This is a genomic window from Microbulbifer aestuariivivens, assembly GCF_039545115.1.
In the GTDB taxonomy this organism is placed as follows: Bacteria; Pseudomonadota; Gammaproteobacteria; order Pseudomonadales; family Cellvibrionaceae; genus Microbulbifer; species Microbulbifer aestuariivivens.
The window spans coordinates 71451-89460 of sequence record NZ_BAABRT010000016.1 but is presented as its reverse complement, the minus strand read 5'-3'; the positions used below and the strand labels follow the sequence as shown (position 1 = coordinate 89460).

Below are 18010 nucleotides of genomic sequence, written 5' to 3'. Positions count from 1 at the left end.
CCGCCGGGTTTTTCGTTTCTTGCCTGCATATTCAGCTTCAGCGAAGGTCAGCTGGGTCATTTTCTAGGTTCCCGGTTGGAAAACTGTATTTTGCCAGAAATGGGCTATTTTTCAGAGTTGTCCTAGCTTTCTAGCTTTCTAGCTTTCTAGCTTTCCGGTTGGCGGTTAGCCGGGGCCGATAAACTCTGCCTACGATGACCCTCCTATACCCCCACAAAAAAACTCCCCCCAGCAATTTCCCACAATAGCGCTCCGATAAGCCTCACCACAGGCAATATCCACGGGTACTAAGTGATCAGTGAGTCATACATATCGATACTGGTAGGTCACCAGCGCTCGAAAGCGGAATTTATTGGCTGGTCTGCCCCTGCGGGGGGTTTTTGTATCTAATGTATTAGGGATATATCACGAACCTAGTGGTTTTGATTGAGCCATGGAATACAAGGACTACTACCAGATTCTCGGCCTTGAGCGCGACGCCAAGCAGGACGAGATCAAACGCGCCTACCGCAAGCTGGCGCGCAAGTATCACCCGGATGTGAGTAAGGAAGAGGGTGCCGAGGAGCGCTTCAAGGAGGTCAGCGAGGCCTACGAGGTGTTGAAAGACCCCGAGAAGCGCGCCGCCTACGATCAGCTGGGCAGTGGCTACCACGCCGGTGAGGATTTCCGCCCGCCCCCCAACTGGGATCAGGGCTTTGAGTTCCGCGGCGGCGGTTATACCGGGGCGGACCCGGATGCGTTCAGTGACTTCTTTGAGAGTCTTTTTGGCCGCGGCGGATTTTCCCAGAGTTTTGGCGGTGGACACCGGCGCCAGTATCACGCGCAGGGGGAAAATACCCACGCCCGTATCGTCATCGACCTCGAGGACAGCTATCACGGCGCCAAGCGCCAGATCACGCTGAAGCACTCGGAGCTTGGTGAGGACGGCCGCCCGCAGCTGCGCGAGCGCAAGCTCAACGTGAAGATCCCCAAAGGCGTCACCGAGGGTCAGCAGATCCGTCTGGCGGGCCAGGGCCAGCCGGGCATCGGCGACGGCAAGCCCGGCGACCTGTATCTGGAAATCGCCTTCAACCCGCACCCGCTGTATACGGTGGACGGCAAAACCGTCTATCTGGACCTGCCGCTGGCGCCCTGGGAGGCGGCGCTGGGGGCGAAGGTGCCGGTGCCGACCCCGGAGGGCTCGGTGAATCTGACGATCCCCGCCGGCAGTAAGAATGGCGGCAAGCTGCGCCTGCGGGGCCGCGGCATACCGGCCGCGGAACCGGGCGACCTGTTCGCGGTGCTCAAGATCGTCTGCCCACCGGCGCAGAGCGAGGAGCAGAAGGCAGCCTATCGGGCATTCAGTGACGCCTTCGACTTCAACCCCCGCAGCGGCATGGGAGGCTGACCATGGTGGAGAAAACAGTGAAAGAAGTGAGCGGCACCCTGTTCGACGAACAGCGGCTGCTGTCCCTGAGCGAACTCTGCCGCGCCTGTGAGCTGCCGGCGGAGGTCATTGTCGCCCTTGTCGAGGAGGGGGTCATCGAACCCACCACGGCCAAGCGGGCACAGTGGCGTTTCAGCGCCGTGTCCATCCGCCGGGTGCGGCGGGTGCGCAGTCTGGAGCGGGATCTGGGGGTCAATCTGGCCGGGGCGGCGCTGGCGATTGAACTGCTGGAGGAGATCGAACGCCTGCGCGCGCGCCTGCGGCGGCTCGAACGGGAGGGCTGAACTCCCGCCCGGATGCTGGCGCGGCGCTCGCAGTGGCCGCTCGCAGCCGCCGTTCTCAGCCGCCGTTCTCAGCCGCCGCTCGCGGCGCTGGTGATCTCGAGAATTAGATAGGCGTTGTAGCCCAGGTAGGCGAGCAGCAGGGCGGCACCCTCGAAGCGGTTGATCCGTCCCTCTCTGCCGCGAAAACCGTAGGCGAAGACAAACAGCGCCACCGTCAGGCCCACCACCATGGGCCAGTCGCGGGTGATGACCTCTGTCGGCACATTCTGCAGCGGCGCGATGGCGCCGGCGATACCCACCACCGCCAGCAGGTTGAACATATTGGAGCCCACCACATTGCCGATGGCGATGTCGTGCTCCCCCTTTCTGGCCGCGATCACCGTCGCCGCCAGCTCCGGCAGGGAGGTGCCCAGGGCGACGATGGTGAGGCCGATGATCAGGTCGCTGACCCCCAGCGCCGTGGCCACATTCACCGCACCCCACACCAGCATCCGCGAACTCACCAGCAGCAACGCCAGCCCGGCCGCCAGCCAGAAGAGGGCGCGCCCGAGGGGCATATCGTGTTCCTGCAGCTCCTGCTCTATTTCGGATTCCACCGCGTCGCCGCTGCCGCGCAGCGCCGAGATAATGGTCCAGATAATCAGGCCGAAGAAACCCGCCAGCAGCACCATCGCTTCCCAGCGCGCCAGGTCGTTATTCCACAGGAAGGCGCCGGTCAGGCAGCTGATCACCAGCAGCAGGGGCAGTTCCTTGCGCACGATCTTGGAGTGAACCGCTAGCGGCACGAAGAGCGCGGTCATGCCGAGGATCAGGCCGGTATTGGCGATATTGGAACCGTAGGCGTTGCCAATGGCCAGCCCGGTGCTGCCATCCAGAGCCGCGATGGCGGACACCACCATCTCCGGCGCCGAGGTGCCGAAGCCCACGATCACCATGCCGATCAGCAGGGGCGGCATGCCCATATGGTTGGCGGTGGCGGCGGCACCCTCGACGAAGCGGTCGGCGCTCCAGACCAGCAGGGCAAAGCCGGCAATGATGGCGGTGAGGGATAACAGCATGGCATATCCTTGATTGTTCTGGTGCAGGTTCAATACAAGCGGCGCTACAAGCGCAGTCTAGCCCGCGGCTGGCGCCGCCCGAGACAGTTAGGGGCAGGCTTGGCAGGGGGGATTGTACCGATTGTCCGCCATGGGGAAAGCGGCGACGGCTAAGCAGGTTGGACAAATTGGTAATAAGCCGTCGCGGTTGCGCTGTTTCAGCGGCAGCCCGGCGGGTGTTCGCAGGGCGGCACGTGGACCGAGAAGCACTGAACCAGCGGAGGCACCGGGGGTTTGGGCGCGGGACTGAAGTTGCAGGATTCGGGACTCGAGACTCGGGACTGGCCACTGGCCACTCCCGGCTGGGGATTCGGAGTGCGGAGCCATGCAAAGGGGCGTCGCGAGCCACCGCGGGGTTGGCGGCAGCGAGCACTGGGGTTGCCGATTGCAGTGGGCGTTCCCATGGCGGGCGAGAATTGTTCCCGCGATGGCAGTCGCGGCTGTCGCGGGCGGCGGACTCGGCGCAATCCTCCAGCGCAGGCTGGCCCTGTAATAATTGTCCGGAATTTCATTCGGCCCGCCTGTGAACACGCAGCCAGTATCTATAATTTTTTGCGCTGCGGTAGACATGAGACCTGCGGCAACGGATCGAGTCTGACTGCGGCGTGCAATGCGCCGGGGCGGGGCGAAGCGGTTGTCGGCAGTTTTCACAGAGAGCGCGGAAAACCCCAGTGCCGTCCATCTCTGCCCGGTACCAATAAGACGGAAATTTCTCTTTATCAGCTGCCTCGTGGAAGTCTCATGGATGAGTCATCGCCCATTACAGCCGTGCTGTGCCCGTGCAGATATGCACTTCCACTCCAGGCCGCGCCGATTAAACACCGGCTTAACGCCCGTCGCTGCAATTCCCCCAGCTGCTCAGGCTGCCCTGCATCAGCGGGCCATCCGCCCCCGCGCCTGAACAGTCCCTACTTGCCCGTAGCAGAGGGCGTATCGAAATGATCGATTCACAGCCCACACGCGCTACCCAGGGCACAGGTTTGCCGCTGTTTCCAGCCAGAGTATTTGCAAGCCGCTGTCGGCCAGGGTTTTGAGCGAGGGTTTTGAGCAAAGGCTGCGGCCGGCGTGGTCGACCAGCGCACGGAAACAATTATTAAAAAAATGACTGGTAGTGCCTGTTTGGCGGCGACGGAAAGCGGAAAGCGGAAAGCGGAAAGCGGAAAGCGAAAACCGGAAAGCGGAAAAATTTAACAGCGAGGTAAGCGTATGAACATTGTCGAACTGCTCGCCGCGAATTTTTCCAGATTTACGCTGGCGGAAACGGAGCAGTCAATCGCGGCGCGTTTTGAAAAAATGGTGATGCTGCACGGCGAGCGGCTGGCCATTACCGATCACAACTCATCGATCACTTACAGCGCCCTCAATCAACTCGCCAACCGCATGGCGCGGAATATTCTGACCATTGTGCCGGCTGGCGAGCCGGTGCGTATCGCCGTGTTTATGGACCGTGGTATCCAGAATATTGCGGCGATTCTCGCCGTGCTGAAATGCGGCCACGCCTATGTGCCCATCGACCCCGGCTTTCCCCTCGAGCGCAATCGACAGATCTACCGCGAATCCGCCCCGGCGCTGCTGATTACCAATACCCACAGCCGGGCCGAGGCCACCGAACTGGCGGGCGACGAGGCGCGCATTCTCGATCTGGACGGTATTCCCGAGAGCACCAGCGGCGAAAACTTGTGCCTCGATATCCCCGCGGATGCACTGGCCTATATCCTCTACACCTCCGCCACCACTGGCGCCGCCAAGGGCGTGATGCAAAACCAGCGCAATGTGTTACACGGCTGCATGCTGCGCACCAACTTGCAGCGGATTATCCCGCAAGACCGGATGACGCTGTTCTATTCCTGCAGTGTGATCGGCTCCGTGTATGGCATCTTCGGCGCGCTATTGAATGGTGCGGCGCTGTTTCCCTATGACCTGTGCGGTGAAGGTGTGGGCAAGCTGGCGGGCTGGCTGCGCTCGCGGCGCATCACCATTTATCACTCGGTAGTATCGGTGTTTCGCGACTTTTCCCGTTCCTATGTCCACACCAATACCCGCACATATCGTTCGATCGATCAGGCAGAGGAGTTTCCTGCTGACTTGGAAAGCGGCGGGGGAAGCGGTGAGGGCAGCAGTGAGAGCCATAGTAAAAGCCATAGTGGGAGCAGTGGAGGGGATAACAGCTCAGACGCCGTGTTCGCTATTCGCCTGGTGATCTTTGGGGGCGAACAGGTTCTGGCCAGCGATGTGCAGATTGCCCGCCGGCTTTTCTCGCCCAATGTCGATATCTTTACCGGCCTCGGCACCACCGAGACCGGCACCATCCGCTGTTACCCCATCGATAAAAACACCGAGGTCGAAGGCAGTGTGGTTCCGCTCGGTTACCCGCTGGAAGGGGTTGAGGTGCTGCTGCTGGATGAGGCGGGCAGGGAGGTGCCTGTGGGCGCCGTGGGTGAAATTGCCGTGCGCAGCCGCTATGTCAGCCTCGGTTACTGGAAAAACCCCGAGGCCACAGACAGGGCGTTTGCAAAGGACCCGGACAATGCGGGCGGGCGGATTTTCCACACCGGCGACCTGGGCCAGATGGCAGCGGATGGATTGCTTTGGCATCGCGGCCGCAAGGATGGGCAGATAAAAATCCGCGGCTTGCGCGTCGAGGTCGCCGAGGTGGAGGCCAGCCTGCTCGATCACCCGGGCATTGCGCAAGCGGTGGTGGTGGCCCGCGAAGCAAGCGGGGAAACTCAGCTGGCGGCCTACATTGTGCCGCTGGCGGGGGAGCTGGTAACGCTTCAGGCCCTGCGCAATTACCTCGCCGCGCGCCTGGCCGAGTACATGATACCGACGGTGGTGGTAAGCCTGGAGCGCCTGCCGAAGACCCCGAACAAAAAGATCGACCGCAGCGCGCTGCCGCCGGCGGATAAACCCGATCATTTCACCCACCTCAGCGGGGTTACTGATCTGGGCGGGCTGGGGTCGACGGAGTCGCGGCTGGTGCAACTTTGCCGGCAGTTGCTGGGGCGCGACGACATCCGATCCGAGCACAATTTTTTTGATCTGGACGGCCACTCTCTGGGCACCGTGCAGTTTCTTGAACATATTCGCCAACACTTCGCCGTCGAGCTTTCGGTGCGGGAAATATTTGCCGCCCGTGACCTTAAGGCGCTGGCAAAAGCCATCGATACAGCGCTAAGGCCGGGGGGCGCGGCGAGCGAGCCCGCAGGGAACTCGCAGCCCACCCGTGAGCGCCTGCCGCTGTCTGCGGCCCAGAGCCGCATATGGCAGGATTACCGGCACTCTTCCGGTGATGGTGTGAATAACGGCCCCAACAACATTGCCAACTGTGTGTATCTGCAGGGTGAATGCAATGTGTCGGCGCTGGAACAGGCGCTGCAGGCCATTGTCGATCGCCACAGTATTCTGCGCACCTGCTTCCCAAGTGATGAGCGGGGACCGCGAGCGCAGCTGCTGTCCATCGGCCAGCATAGCCTCAGGATCATCGACCTGCGCCCGGCACCGCGATCGGAGCGGCCCGAGCGCGTTATGAACATCTGCCGGGCGTTGCGGGAGGAACCCCACAACCTGTCGACGGGGCCGCTGTTCCGCAGTGTTTTGATCCGTGTCAGTGAGCGCGCCGCGGTGCTGGCGCTGGTCTTCAATCCCATGATTTACGACGACATCGCCTCGCCGGCGATCCTCTTCGGCGAGCTGGGCCGGGGCTACCAGCGGCTGTGCGCCGGGCGGCCGCTGTCACTGCCGCCACTGGAGCATCAATTCGCGGATTACGCCCGCTGGGAGCGGGGTGCCGCCGCCAGCGCGCAAGCATCCCGACAGCTGACATTCTGGCGTGAGCGCCTGTCAGGCGCAGCGGCGGCATTGGAGCTGCCGGTGGCTTATCCCGAGGGGCAGTCACCGGCACAGACACAGCCGCCGGGGCAGATTGGTGCGTCGGCCGGCGCGGTACTGCGCTTCAAGTTGCCGCCGGCCCTGTGGGCGGCGGCAAGGGAATTGGCTCGGCAGGAGTCCGCCAACGGTTTTATGTTGCTGCTGGCCACCTGGCAACTGCTGTTGCACCGGTATTCCGGACAGGACGATATTCTGGTGGGCACGCCGAGCGGGCGCCGACCGCTGGCCTGGAGCGAAAAGCTGATCGGGCCTTTTCACAACACACTGCTGCTGCGCACCGATTTCTCCGCGGCGGGGGACTTTCGACAACTGCTGGCCCAGGTAAGGTCGGTGGCGAGCGAGGCTTTCGCCAATGACCAGGTACCGTTTGCGCAGCTGGCGGCAGAACTCAAGCGGCAGCGGCAAGGCGGCCGCGAGACAGCCAGTGCGCCAGGAACCGAGACCGGAACCGAGACCGGAACCGAGACAGGAAATGAGATAGCCGCGGCGGTGGCTGTGCCGCCGCTGCAGCATTGCTTTGAGTACCGGCAGATCCATGAGCAGCAGTGGCAGCTACCGGGCCTGAAAGTGCGGCCGCTGCAACTGCACAATGGCAGGGCGCGCTGCGACCTGACCCTGTCGGTACAGGAGTGGAATGACAGCGGCCACGGCAGCGGCGATAACCGTGGAGAAAATAGCGGCGATGAGTGCGGCAACGGCCACGGCCACGACAGCGGCATAGCCCCCGTTTGCGCGATCGAATACCGGTGCGCGCGGTTTGAGCGCGACACCATCGCGGCCATGGCGAAGCATTTTATCCGCCTGCTGGAAAATGCCGTCGACCATCCAGAGCGGCCCCTCGCGCAACTGCAACTGATCGGCGCCGACGAGCGTCGCGCCCTCATCGAACAGGCGCAGCGCACACGCCACCGTCTGCCGTCCGCACCGACGGCGCTGCAGTTGTTTGAGCAGTGCGCCGCGCGGCAGGGGGAGAAGATCGCGGTGATCGCCGGCTCTGAACAGCTGACTTATGCCGCGCTCAATGAACAGGCCAACCAATTGGCGCGGGATCTGATCGAGCGGGGGCTGCAGGCGGGGGAACTGGTGGCGGTCTGCGTCGAGCGCGGCGCCGCCATGGTCGCCGCCCTGCTGGCGGTGTGGAAGGCGGGCGGCGCATTCGTGCCGCTGGACCCGCATTTCCCCGCGGAGCGCATCGCCTACATGCTCGACGATGCGGGGGCGGAATTCCTGATTATTCAGGGCGCATTGCGGCAGCGCTTTGCCGACTTTGCCGGTGCGGTATTGCCGCTGCCGCCGGCGGGTACCCGCTTGCACTTGGGCTTGGATGTGGACGCGGGGATGAAAGAAGGCCCACAGCGGGAGCCTAGCCGCAACCCGGCGCCGCGAGCCGGCGCTGATGACCTGGCTTATGTCATCTACACCTCCGGCTCCACCGGCCGCCCCAAGGGGGTGGAAATCACCCATGGCAGCCTGGTCAACTTCCTCACGGCCATGCAGCGGCAGCCGGGCTTTAGTGCCGACGACCGCCTGCTGGCGGTGACGACCCTGTGTTTCGATATCGCCATGCTGGAGCTGTTGCTGCCGCTGGTGAGCGGTGCTGCGGTGGTGGTGCAGGATCGGCGCGGCAGTATGGACCCGCAGCAGATCCGTGCGGCGATTGAGCGCCATAACATCAGCGTGATGCAGGCCACCCCCGCCACCTGGCGGATGCTGCTGGATAATGGCTGGACCGGTGAGCCCCGCGTGCGGGTGTTATGCGGTGGTGAGGCGATGGGTGAGGATCTGGCGGCGCGCCTGTTGCAGATGGGCCTCGAGGTGTGGAATTTATACGGGCCAACCGAGACCACCATCTGGTCCGCCGCCGGCAGGATCCGCGAGCCCGCCGATGCCCGCTATGTGGGTTTGCCCATTGCCAATACGCGTTTTTACGTCACCAATCAGGCCGGCACGCCCCAGCCCGCCGGCATACCCGGCGAACTCTGTATCGGCGGCATGGGTCTTGCGCGGGGCTATCGCAAGCGCGAAGCGCTCACCGGGGAAAAATTCATCCGTACCGATCTCGACCCCGACCGTCGTCTCTATCGCACTGGCGATCTGGTGGTGCAGCGCCATGATGACCGGCTGGAGTTTCTCGGGCGTATTGACCAGCAGGTGAAAATCCGTGGCTTCCGGGTAGAGCTGGGGGAGATCGAAAAGGCGTTGCTGGGTGAGGAAGTCCGCCGCGCCGTGGTACTGGCCCATGCCGATGATTTTGGCAGCCGCCAACTGGTGGCCTACCTCATACCCGCAGATGGCGGCGCCGTGGACTTTCGCGCATTGCGCCAGCGGCTGCGCAAAACGCTGCCGGATTACATGGTGCCGGCGCACTTCATGGTGCTGGATGACTTCCCGATGACCGCCAACGGCAAGGTGGACCGCAAGGCCTTCCCGCCGCCGGGCGCGGACGGTATAGCTGCTTCCGAGACAGCCCCGCCTGCCACTGAGTCGAGGAATACTGAGCCGCGGAATACTGAGCCGCGGAATATGCACGGGCACAGCACCGGGGAGGTGGAGAAGCCGTTACCCCCGCAGCCAAACTCCACACACGCCGCCAGCAAGATAAATACCGCCAGGGAGACAAATGCAATGGAAAACGGCATCGACCAGTCTATCGACAGGCACAGTGAAAACGCCACGGAGGGCACCTCAGCCACAGTCTCAGCCGCTCCGCGGGCGCAGGCGGCAGCAACCTCTCCCGTAGCCAGATCCGAAGCTTATATGGCTTCTGCTAAAACACCTGCCAGTCCGCAAATGGCGCTCGGTGCCGACGCAGACAGCGCCGTGGTGGATGTGGTGAGCCAGGTTTTTAGGCAGGTGTTGAAGTGCCCGGTGGCATCGATGGAGAGCAGTTTTTTCGATCTGGGCGGCCACTCACTCGCAGCCATTCATGTGATCGCCCGTCTGAACCAGCACTTTGGCCTGAGCCTGCCGGCGACGCTGCTGTTTGATTTCCCCAGTATTCATAAACTGAGCGCGGCCATTGTCGGCTTCCGCGCCGGGCTGTCGCAGGAGGAAGTGTTGCAGCGGGCAACGCTGGATGCGAAAACCAGCCAGCAGGTGGATAGCGTGATCGAGGCGGTGCGGGAGAAAAAAGAGGCGCTGGACCTGCCAGACTTCCCCCATGGCATGAAAATGCGCGAATCCACTATCGCCAGAAAATGGATCGCGCCGTTCTACGGCGTACGCAGCGCGTTTATTCGCGAGATACTGGAAAAACTGATCCTGAAACTGGAGGGCGGGCCCACCTTCAGTGTCACCATGCGCAAGCTGTACCGGAAATATTACGATATCGACGTGGGGGAATTCTCCACCGTCACTTTCGATCCGGTGCGCCTGAAGAGCACCACCAGAATCGGCAAGTACACCACCATCTACCCCACGGTGAATTTCCAGAATGCGGACCATCCCCGCAACACCCTGTCCACCCACGGCCTGTTCTATTTCAGTGATTTCGGCTTCAGCACCGGCTATGAGCTGGCGCGGGTGAAGATCGAGGTGGGCCATGATGTGTGGATTGGCGATGGCGCCAAGATTCTCTACCCGACCCGCAGTATCGGCAATGGAGCCGTTATCGCCGCCGGCGCCGTGGTGGTGGAAGATGTCCCGCCCTATGCGGTGGTCGCCGGCTATCCGGCGCAGGTTGTGCGCTATCGTTTTTCCCGTGAAACCATCGCCAAGCTGCAAGCGCTGCGCTGGTGGGAAATGTCGAATACCAACCTTTTCCATGCCCGCGGCGAATTCATCCAGCCGCTCGAAGGCGACCGCATACATTAGCGCAGGGCAGCGAAGGTCGCTGCAGGCCGGCTGCGGGCGCGGTGTGACCTCTGTGTGGTTGCGCTCCTCAGGTGGAGCGGCGGGAGCTGTCGTCGCGGAGCCATCTGGCGCTGCCGTGACGGCGCAGCAGGCGGTGGGCGTTGACCAGGGCGAGCAGGTTGATTGCCCCATATACCAGCCATTCGGTGAGGGTTGGCGGCTCGACAAAACGGCGGCTGGCGGTGGCGCCCTCACTAGTTGCGCTAGCTGAGAGGGGTGAAATGGCTGAAGCGGAGGCGGCAGGTGAAGCGGGGGCAGCGGGTAAAGGGAAGCGCGGATTCATCTCGAGGCAACCCAGCTTGCTGCGGGTCTTGATGCGGATCAGCCCGGCCAGATCCCGCGGCGACTGCACCAGACTCTTGGCGCTCTCCACCACAAGAATATTCTGATAGGCCAAGCGCTGCCGCACAAAGCCATCATCTGAAATCAGGTTGGGAAAACGGTCGAACTTGTCGCGGGCGGCGCGATTCAAGCCGTAGACGCCGGAACCGAAACCCTGCTGCTGAAAGAAAACCGTCTTCTGCCAGGCCCGGTAATAGGCGCGCACAATCCACGCACAGCCATCGGTGATGGGAACCGCTCTGGGGGCGACCACCACCGGCTGTGATGCCTGCCTGCAGGCCGCGATCAGAGAAACCACCGCGCTGGTATTGATCACCACATCCGCGTCTATATAGATGCGCGGGTATCCCGCTTGCCACCCGCCGCTCTCCTTCTCGTTCTCGCTCTCGCGCGCTCCGCCGTCGCGGTCACCGGCCGCAGCGTCCATTGCTCCCTGGCGTTCGGCGGCGTTCAATGCGGCAACTTTTGACGCCTGCGACAGTTCGATGCAGCGAACCTCGGGAAAGTGATAGCGGACAATCGCCGCGGTGCGGTCTGTGCAGCCGTTACAGGCAACGGTGACGGTGTACAGGGACGCTTGCATGCCCGGGCTCAGCGCGCGCAGCAGGGCGGTGATGGACTGCTCCTCGTTATGGGCGGGAATAATGACTGCGGGAATAGACGTTTCGGCAAGGCCCGCTTCGCCAACAAAGGCCTCGGAGATAGGGTACGGCATCTCAGAATTTCCAGCTCAACTGTTGCTTGAAAAAATTCCACCAGTTTTTTCTGCGCAGCTTGAACTCGCGCCGCAGCGGCGCGAGCAGGGACAGGGCCGCGAGGCGCAATAGCGCACCGGCGCTCAACAGCAGGCGGGCGACTTTAAAACCCAGCGGCGACCAGTATTTGCGGTAGTAAAGCAGCTTGGAGTAATAAAGGTGCCTGAGCTTGCTTTCGCTGCTCAGGGTCACACTGCCCGCGTGGGTGACCCGAGCCCGGGGGATCACCCACGGCTGCGCGCCCAGAAGCCGCGCCCGGCGGCAGAGGTCGATCTCTTCAGAGTAGAGGAAAAACTGCTCATCAAAGCCGCCAAGGCGTTGAAACAGGTCCCAGTCAATCAGGAAGAAACAGCCGGATATTGCGTCAACGGCACCACCTTGGCGAAGTTGGGATGGCGCATAGGATTCGGTGCCGCTAAAGCCGGCGGGGCGCAACAGGGCATCGATAAAAAAACTCCAGGCGATAAGGCCGCGCAGGGAGGGTTCGCGCCAGGCACTATTGCCATCCGGGGCTCCATGGGCGTCACAGGTGATACCGCCCCAGATGCCGGCGAGCGGCTGTTGCCGGCGGCCATGCATGAGTTCGCTGAGGCTGTCCGGGCGCAGGCGCACATCCGGGTTCAGAAAAAGGATGGGTGCCTTATCCGCAATATGCCGCACGGCGAGATTGCAGCCGGCGCCAAAGCCCAGATTGCGCCCCGCTTCGATGACCCTGCAGGCAACTCCGTCGATGGTGCGCAGCAACTCCATGGAGTCGTCGGCGGAGGCATTGTCGACGATGGTGAGGCTCAGCCGGTGCAGCGGGTAGTCCCCGCCGCGGATATCATCCACCAGCTGCAAAATATCGCCGCCGCAGTTGTAACAGACCACCACAATGTTCAGGCCCGGCAGGCTGGAATCCTGGCCTGCCACAGTCATGCAGGGCTTGCCAGTGGCGCCATCTCTTCAAGGCGCGCCAATGGCGGGCGCCTGATGCGGCGCTGCAGTGGCAGGGTAAGGGATGCGGCACCGCCGAGGAACAGGTAGAAGAGCGGCACTGTCTGGCCAAAATAGCTGACGGCGAGAAAAGAGACGCAGTGTACGAACAGGCTGGCCCCAATGCCCCACAGCAGCCAGTAGGAAGCCCGGTTGCGGGTGCGCCGCAGGGTGTTGCTGAGTTGCAGGAAAATGCAGGCCAACAGGGCAACGAATAACAGCAGTTGCAGAATCCCGCCGGTGGTGCCCTCCAGCACATATTGATTGGTTATATCCTGCAGGCCCCAGCCCCAGTGGCCGGTGTGCAGGGTGCCGAAGGCCCACCACTCGTGGAAGTGGTTGATGGACTGCTCAATCAGGTTATAGCGGTGCCAGCCGGTGGAACCGCCGGACAAGTCGATGCGCGAGATCAAGTGCCAGACCGGCATTTCCATGGTGAAGTGCAGGCCGACCAGTCCCACAAATGCCAGGCCAATCATGATGCGCAGATAGCGCCGCACAATAAAGCCCGCCACAGCGAATACCCCCAGCGCAATGGCCACCAGTGGTGTGCTGGATGCGGTCATAACAACGATCAGCGTCATGCACAGAATGGCAACGGACAGGTACAGCCGCGAATTGACCCTGGCCATCCACAGGGCGAAAAGGCAGGGCAGCAGGCTGGCCCAGAATACCCCCGCCATCAGCGGGTGGGAGAATGGCCCCTGCGCGCGCAGGCTGTCGTTGCGCATCATGGTTTCTTCCGGCACACCGCCAAACAGTCCAAACAGATTGCGGCCGGTGAGCTTTTCGAAGATGAAGAAGGCGAGCATGGGTACGGCGATTGCCGCCAGCCACAGCAGCAGTCGGTGCAGATCAGCGAGGGAGCGGATATAGATGCGCCCAACCAGGTAGGCGCCAAGGGTGTTGATGGTGTCGCCCAGCGCGCTGACCACACCGTTAAAACCACCCTGCAGGAAGCCGCCGGCCACCAGCGACCACAAGGCGGCCAATCCAATCAGCCCATCGGCGAGGCCCAGCCGCAGGCCGCGGGTATGGCCGCGCACAGCGGCGGTGAGCAGGGTGCCGAGAATGATGATGCGGATAAAAGTGAAATCCAGCGAAAAAACCGCGATGCGCTGGGCGCCGGGCAGTGCCACGGCGATAAATATCAGCGACAGCAGGGCGTAACGGCGCGGCACGAGAAAAAGGAAGGCGAGGGCAGCGATCAAGGCCGCGATGCCCAGTGGGTGGGCCACTGTCTGGTCCGCCCAGAGTGCGCCGGCGAAATATTCCGGCATCACACGTTCAAACATGAGTGTCGACCTCGTCTGTGATTATCTTTGAGGGTTCTGTACCTCCGCCGGCGCCATCAGCCGGCGGGGTGTGGACGGCTTTTGCGCTGGCGGCCGCGGGCACAGGCCGCAGCAGTTTCTTGGTGAAAATTCTTTTCACCGTACCGAATATCGAACGCAACTTGCCGGCGAGGTCCAGCTCGGTGCGCCAGAAGCGAAAAAAAGCGAAGCCGGAGTAATTGGGAGTGGCGGCGCCGAACAGGCGCATGACGGCAAGGCGCGCCCACAGGTTTCCGCGCATGGCCACTAGGTCCGGCTGCGAGCGGGGCAGCAGTGTCGGGTCATCGTCTGTCAGCTGCAGGTATCCGGCATCGACGGCGTCGCGCAGGAATTCCAAGCCGCGGCGACTGCGCGCGACAATCAGCGAGCTGCCCATTTCACCGGGCTTGATCGGGCGATACCAGGGGTCGCCCACGGCAATATCGGCAAATTCACCGGTGTGATCCGCGCACACGTAGCAGCGCCACTGGCGCTGTTTCTGCAGAAACGCCCAGGAATCGCCATAAGTCATGCGGCTGCTGTGCTCGCGGCCATCGCGGTCGCTATAAAACAGCGACCAGTTTCCCGGCCAGCCATTGCCGCGGTAACGCAGATTGAGGATCGACTGCGGATTCGGGGCACCCTGCTGCCGGGCGAGCTGCAGGGTGGCGTCGGTATTGGGCACGCCGGCACAGAAAAACGCGATGGCGAGTCCGGTGTTGTTTTTCAGGGCTGGCGACTGTTTCTGTGCGCGGCGCAGGGCCGCCACGTCGCAGGGCTTGCCGATAAACAGGCAGGGGCCAGCGGCCTCGGCGATCGACTGCCACTGCTCGCAGGGGCTGGAGGGCGCGTAGCGGGAGCCGCTGGCGGCCAGCAGGTCGGTGCGGTTGCGGCTGAACTGGGTGCGATTGAGATAGGGTTTTTGCGGCTCCGCGGCGGTGTGCAGGACGCCGTGCATGTGGCGCTTTTCGAGGCAGAAGAGCGCCAGCGCCGTGGCCGCGCCGCCGCTTGAGCCACTGAAACGGATCACCGGATCGCAGGCGTGCCCCTCCACAACCCGGTAAACCGGGCCCCAGGCCGGGGCCAGAGACTTCAGCAGCGCGCTGTCCTGCACATCGTAGTCATGCTGGAGGCCAACCCCGGGACAGGCCGCAAAGGCCTGCCCGGTGGCTGCCGGGGCGTTATCCACAACAAACGGGCGGCGCCCCTCAGCGGTGACATCGGCCATGGCGAAACGCTGCGGTTCTAGGGATGCGCAGGCACCACAGCCAGTGCATAAGTGGCTGGCTCTGACGTCCTCGATGGTTTTAATTTTCTGCATGACCTGCAGCTCACTCCGGCGCGGGCATTGGTGGGGATGCGGAAAAATCGTGCAAAAAATTGTAGGCGGCCGGTAAAAAACCGTGTCTGATTAGGTGCGCAGTGAAACCCATCCCGCGCCAATATTTTTTTGCAAAGGGGGAAGCCTGCAGCCGCTGTCAGTCGTCGACACAGCGGGCCGCGATTTCATCCATCTGCTGGTTGGCCCGCTCCAGCACAGGCGGCAACTTTCGCTGCAGCAGCTCGCGCAGCTGGTGGCGGCGGTGAAATGAATCCAGCGTGAGCTCAGCCAGCTCTTCCTGATCGAGCTTGCGCGGATCAAACACCTCGGCACTCTGTGCGCAGCTGTCGAAAACGCCGATGGCCTTGTCGCTATAGGCGATGGTGGCGGTGGGCACGCCGCTCGACAGCGCGGCGATGGTGGCGTGCATGCGGGTGCCGCAGAACCAGTCCAGTTGCGCGATCACCCACTTGGTGGCGGATTCGTTCAGCGGCTCGTCGAGAAGATGAACGCGCTCGCGGGCAGCGGCGGGCAGCTGGCAGAGCAGTTGTCTGCAGGCGTCGAGATCCGACTCCGGGCTTCCCGTCGGCGTGTGTACATGGGGCACCAGTAAAATCCGGGCAGCCGTTTCGCGCAGGAAACGCTCGATTAATTTCTGAACCGTCTGTCGATAGTCGGCCTTGAACTGGTAGCGGCTGATCGCCTCGCGCGGGTCGTTGTAAATAAGACCGCTGATATTGAGTCCCACTTTGGGTGTATCGGTATTGGCGAGCCAGGCGCTCAGCGCGGCGCCGGGGTCTTCAGGCTTTGTAGTGGGCAGAAGAAAGGCGACGTCGACACCGCATTTGTGCACGGCAGGGTCGAAATCACTGCCGAGCAGTTCCGCCAGGCGCTCATAGCTTTCCTGGTCGCGGGCCCAGGCGCTGTGACTGCGGCGGACGATATCCGCGGCAATCCGGCGTCGCTGCGGGGAGCGGAAGGGACCATAGGTTTGTGGCAGCAGGATCAGCCGGCGCTTTTTATCCAGCACCAGTTTCTTCGGCCCGGTTATCTGCGCGAAACGCTTGGCACCGTAGAGGTCGGTAAAGCTGTCGCCGCCACTGATATCCAGTACCGCCTTTGACGAGTTGAGCAGCTCGACGCCGGGGTTGCAGAGGCCGGGCAGGATTGTGGATAAGCGCATATGCGCGAGGCTTTCCGGCCGATAAAAGCGCCGGCTGTAACTGAAGCCGCACAGCTGGTGAGCGATGGCGTCCACCCCCGACAGGTAGGTGTCCCTGCGCAGGCCGCGGCCATTGTCGAACACGCAGATCTCCGCATCCGGCAGGCGCCGTGCCACACCGAGCATCACCGAGCGGGAAAGGGCGTTCACGCCCAGGTTGCCGGTATCCGGAGCGGCTCCAAGCAGGCAGATTCTGGTCATGCAGATCAACTCGTTGTATTTATTGGCTTTAAGTTAGTACTTAGTTAGCACCTGGCTGGCACTCCCGCCGCTAAAAAGCCTTCATGGGTATCGATATGGGTACTGATACGGAGATCACCGGCTTGTATCGATGGCATTAACCGGTGCAGTCCATCGATTCATCAATCCATCTAGTGGATCAATACTCTAGTTAGTCGATCAATACTCTAGTCAATCAATATTCTGGTCACTCTCCGCCAGGTCCAGCTGCGGCCGCTGGCCGCCGGTGGCGCCGGTCCCGGGGTCATGTATTTTCGCGTTCACGGCCACTTTCTCTTTGGCGACCACGCCATGAGTCGCGTGGGCGGTTTTATCCGCGTCCCTGTTGCCCGCTTGGTCAGCGGTTCTGTCAGCGCCCATGTCACCGATAAAACTCTGCACGAATTCGCTCAGTTCGCGCTGCCGGGTGCCGGGGGCGTCCTGTTCCGCCGCCATCAGGGTATTGCGGTGATCGAGCCAGTGCGCAAGCTGCGCGGCGTTACGGGCGACATAAACCCCCGGCAGGGTGGCCATACGCCGCGCGGTGCCAAACTGGTGATCACTGGTGTGTTCACCCCGTTGATGGTCGCGGGGCATGATCACCAGCGGTTTGCCGTATTCGATCGCCGACAGAATGCTGCCCATGCCGGCGTGGGCCACCATCAGGTCGCAGTCACGGGCGATGGTCTGGTAATGGCTGGCTGACAGAAAAGGAAATGTCTGCATATGTCTGGGACGGTACTGCCCGCCACCCACCTGGGCAATGACGCGGGTGTCGGGGTTGTTACCGGCCCAGTGGTCCATAAGCCGCACCAGTCGTTCAAATGGGGCCTGGGTTCCGATCGAGAGAAAGATAACGCTCACAACACCGCTCCCCGATATTCCACCCCCGCTTCCCGGCCGAGGTCCGGCCATTGGGAAAGTGTCTTGGTTGCAATATGTCTTGCCATCCGGCCGGAGAGGGAGAGCCGGTCCGCGTTGGCAATACTGTCGATCCACAGGGTGCGTGCGCCGGTCAGGCGGCCCCAGAAAATACACGCGAGGCCGGGCAGTGCGCCGGTGGAGATCACCACCTCCGGGCGCAGGCGCAACACCAGCCAGCCAGCGGCAAAGAAAAGCCACAGGCACTGTAAAGGCGCGTTGCGGTTCGCCTCCGGCAGGCGGAAATAACGTTTCTCTATGGGGAGCGTGGGCTGTTCACGCAAGGTGGATGCAAAAGATGTCTCACAGCTTTCGAAGACGGGCATTAGTGCTGACAACTGCTTCCAATGGCCGCCCTGCGACGACGCAGCTAGTACCTTCCTGCGCATGGGTGA

General features: G+C 62.4%; 11 protein-coding genes. 3 read left to right on the top strand and 8 right to left on the bottom strand.

The genetic code is table 11. The features are described 5' to 3' along the window. The first annotated feature begins 433 nt into the window (after nucleotides 1-433). Both ABEA58_RS10570 and ABEA58_RS10565 read left to right on the top strand, forming a co-directional pair. Nucleotides 434-1387, top strand: coding sequence for a DnaJ C-terminal domain-containing protein (locus tag ABEA58_RS10570; protein WP_345551312.1), 954 nt, complete (start codon nucleotides 434-436; stop codon nucleotides 1385-1387). 2 nt (nucleotides 1388-1389) lie between these two features. Further along, nucleotides 1390-1710: a chaperone modulator CbpM gene (locus ABEA58_RS10565; protein ID WP_345551310.1), complete on the top strand. Its 321-nt coding sequence runs from the start codon at nucleotides 1390-1392 to the stop codon at nucleotides 1708-1710. A gap of 68 nt (nucleotides 1711-1778) precedes the next feature. On the opposite strand, the gene ABEA58_RS10560 is transcribed toward ABEA58_RS10565, so the two are convergent. Beyond that, a complete protein-coding gene (locus ABEA58_RS10560; RefSeq protein WP_345551309.1) occupies nucleotides 1779-2768 on the bottom strand; it encodes a calcium/sodium antiporter in 990 nt (329 codons plus the stop codon). Nucleotides 2769-4013: 1245 nt separating this feature from the next. Here ABEA58_RS10560 and ABEA58_RS10555 point away from each other — a divergent pair. Continuing rightward, the gene (locus ABEA58_RS10555; RefSeq protein ID WP_345551308.1) at nucleotides 4014-10508 is read left to right on the top strand and encodes an amino acid adenylation domain-containing protein; all 6495 of its coding nucleotides are present in this window, start codon (nucleotides 4014-4016) and stop codon (nucleotides 10506-10508) included. A gap of 67 nt (nucleotides 10509-10575) precedes the next feature. On the opposite strand, the gene ABEA58_RS10550 is transcribed toward ABEA58_RS10555, so the two are convergent. The 7 genes from ABEA58_RS10550 to ABEA58_RS10520 all read right to left on the bottom strand — a co-directional run bounded on the left by ABEA58_RS10550 (nucleotide 10576) and on the right by ABEA58_RS10520 (nucleotide 18004). Then, on the bottom strand, nucleotides 10576-11604 hold the full coding sequence (locus ABEA58_RS10550) for a glycosyltransferase (protein WP_345551306.1): 1029 nt from the start codon (nucleotides 11602-11604) through the stop codon (nucleotides 10576-10578). A gap of 1 nt (nucleotide 11605) precedes the next feature. Continuing rightward, on the bottom strand, nucleotides 11606-12562 hold the full coding sequence (locus ABEA58_RS10545; RefSeq protein WP_345551304.1) for a glycosyltransferase family 2 protein: 957 nt from the start codon (nucleotides 12560-12562) through the stop codon (nucleotides 11606-11608). Next, nucleotides 12559-13914 carry a hypothetical protein gene (locus tag ABEA58_RS10540; protein ID WP_345551303.1) on the bottom strand — a complete coding sequence of 452 codons (1356 nt, stop codon included), beginning with the start codon at nucleotides 13912-13914 and terminating at the stop codon, nucleotides 12559-12561. Before ABEA58_RS10540 ends, ABEA58_RS10545 begins: the two co-directional genes overlap by 4 nt. Further along, nucleotides 13907-15253, bottom strand: a complete 1347-nt coding sequence (locus ABEA58_RS10535) for a Coenzyme F420 hydrogenase/dehydrogenase, beta subunit C-terminal domain (protein WP_345551302.1) — start codon at nucleotides 15251-15253, stop codon at nucleotides 13907-13909. The genes ABEA58_RS10540 and ABEA58_RS10535 overlap by 8 nt, the downstream gene beginning before the upstream one ends. A gap of 157 nt (nucleotides 15254-15410) precedes the next feature. Continuing rightward, nucleotides 15411-16676: a polysaccharide pyruvyl transferase family protein gene (locus tag ABEA58_RS10530; RefSeq protein WP_345551300.1), complete on the bottom strand. Its 1266-nt coding sequence runs from the start codon at nucleotides 16674-16676 to the stop codon at nucleotides 15411-15413. Nucleotides 16677-16886: 210 nt separating this feature from the next. Next, a complete protein-coding gene (locus ABEA58_RS10525; RefSeq protein WP_345551298.1) occupies nucleotides 16887-17558 on the bottom strand; it encodes a glycosyltransferase in 672 nt (223 codons plus the stop codon). After that, nucleotides 17555-18004: a hypothetical protein gene (locus tag ABEA58_RS10520; RefSeq protein ID WP_345551296.1), complete on the bottom strand. Its 450-nt coding sequence runs from the start codon at nucleotides 18002-18004 to the stop codon at nucleotides 17555-17557. The genes ABEA58_RS10525 and ABEA58_RS10520 overlap by 4 nt, the downstream gene beginning before the upstream one ends. Nucleotides 18005-18010 lie beyond the last annotated feature (6 nt).

Coding starts and splice junctions, on each gene's coding strand:
- ABEA58_RS10560 (WP_345551309.1), bottom strand. CDS start 2,768: ATGCTGTTATCCCTCACCGCCATCATTGCCGGCTTTGCCCTGCTGGTC.
- ABEA58_RS10535 (WP_345551302.1), bottom strand. CDS start 15,253: ATGCAGAAAATTAAAACCATCGAGGACGTCAGAGCCAGCCACTTATGC.
- ABEA58_RS10530 (WP_345551300.1), bottom strand. CDS start 16,676: ATGACCAGAATCTGCCTGCTTGGAGCCGCTCCGGATACCGGCAACCTG.
- ABEA58_RS10570 (WP_345551312.1), top strand. CDS start 434: ATGGAATACAAGGACTACTACCAGATTCTCGGCCTTGAGCGCGACGCC.
- ABEA58_RS10540 (WP_345551303.1), bottom strand. CDS start 13,914: ATGTTTGAACGTGTGATGCCGGAATATTTCGCCGGCGCACTCTGGGCG.
- ABEA58_RS10545 (WP_345551304.1), bottom strand. CDS start 12,562: ATGACTGTGGCAGGCCAGGATTCCAGCCTGCCGGGCCTGAACATTGTG.
- ABEA58_RS10550 (WP_345551306.1), bottom strand. CDS start 11,604: ATGCCGTACCCTATCTCCGAGGCCTTTGTTGGCGAAGCGGGCCTTGCC.
- ABEA58_RS10565 (WP_345551310.1), top strand. CDS start 1,390: ATGGTGGAGAAAACAGTGAAAGAAGTGAGCGGCACCCTGTTCGACGAA.
- ABEA58_RS10520 (WP_345551296.1), bottom strand. CDS start 18,004: ATGCGCAGGAAGGTACTAGCTGCGTCGTCGCAGGGCGGCCATTGGAAG.
- ABEA58_RS10555 (WP_345551308.1), top strand. CDS start 4,014: ATGAACATTGTCGAACTGCTCGCCGCGAATTTTTCCAGATTTACGCTG.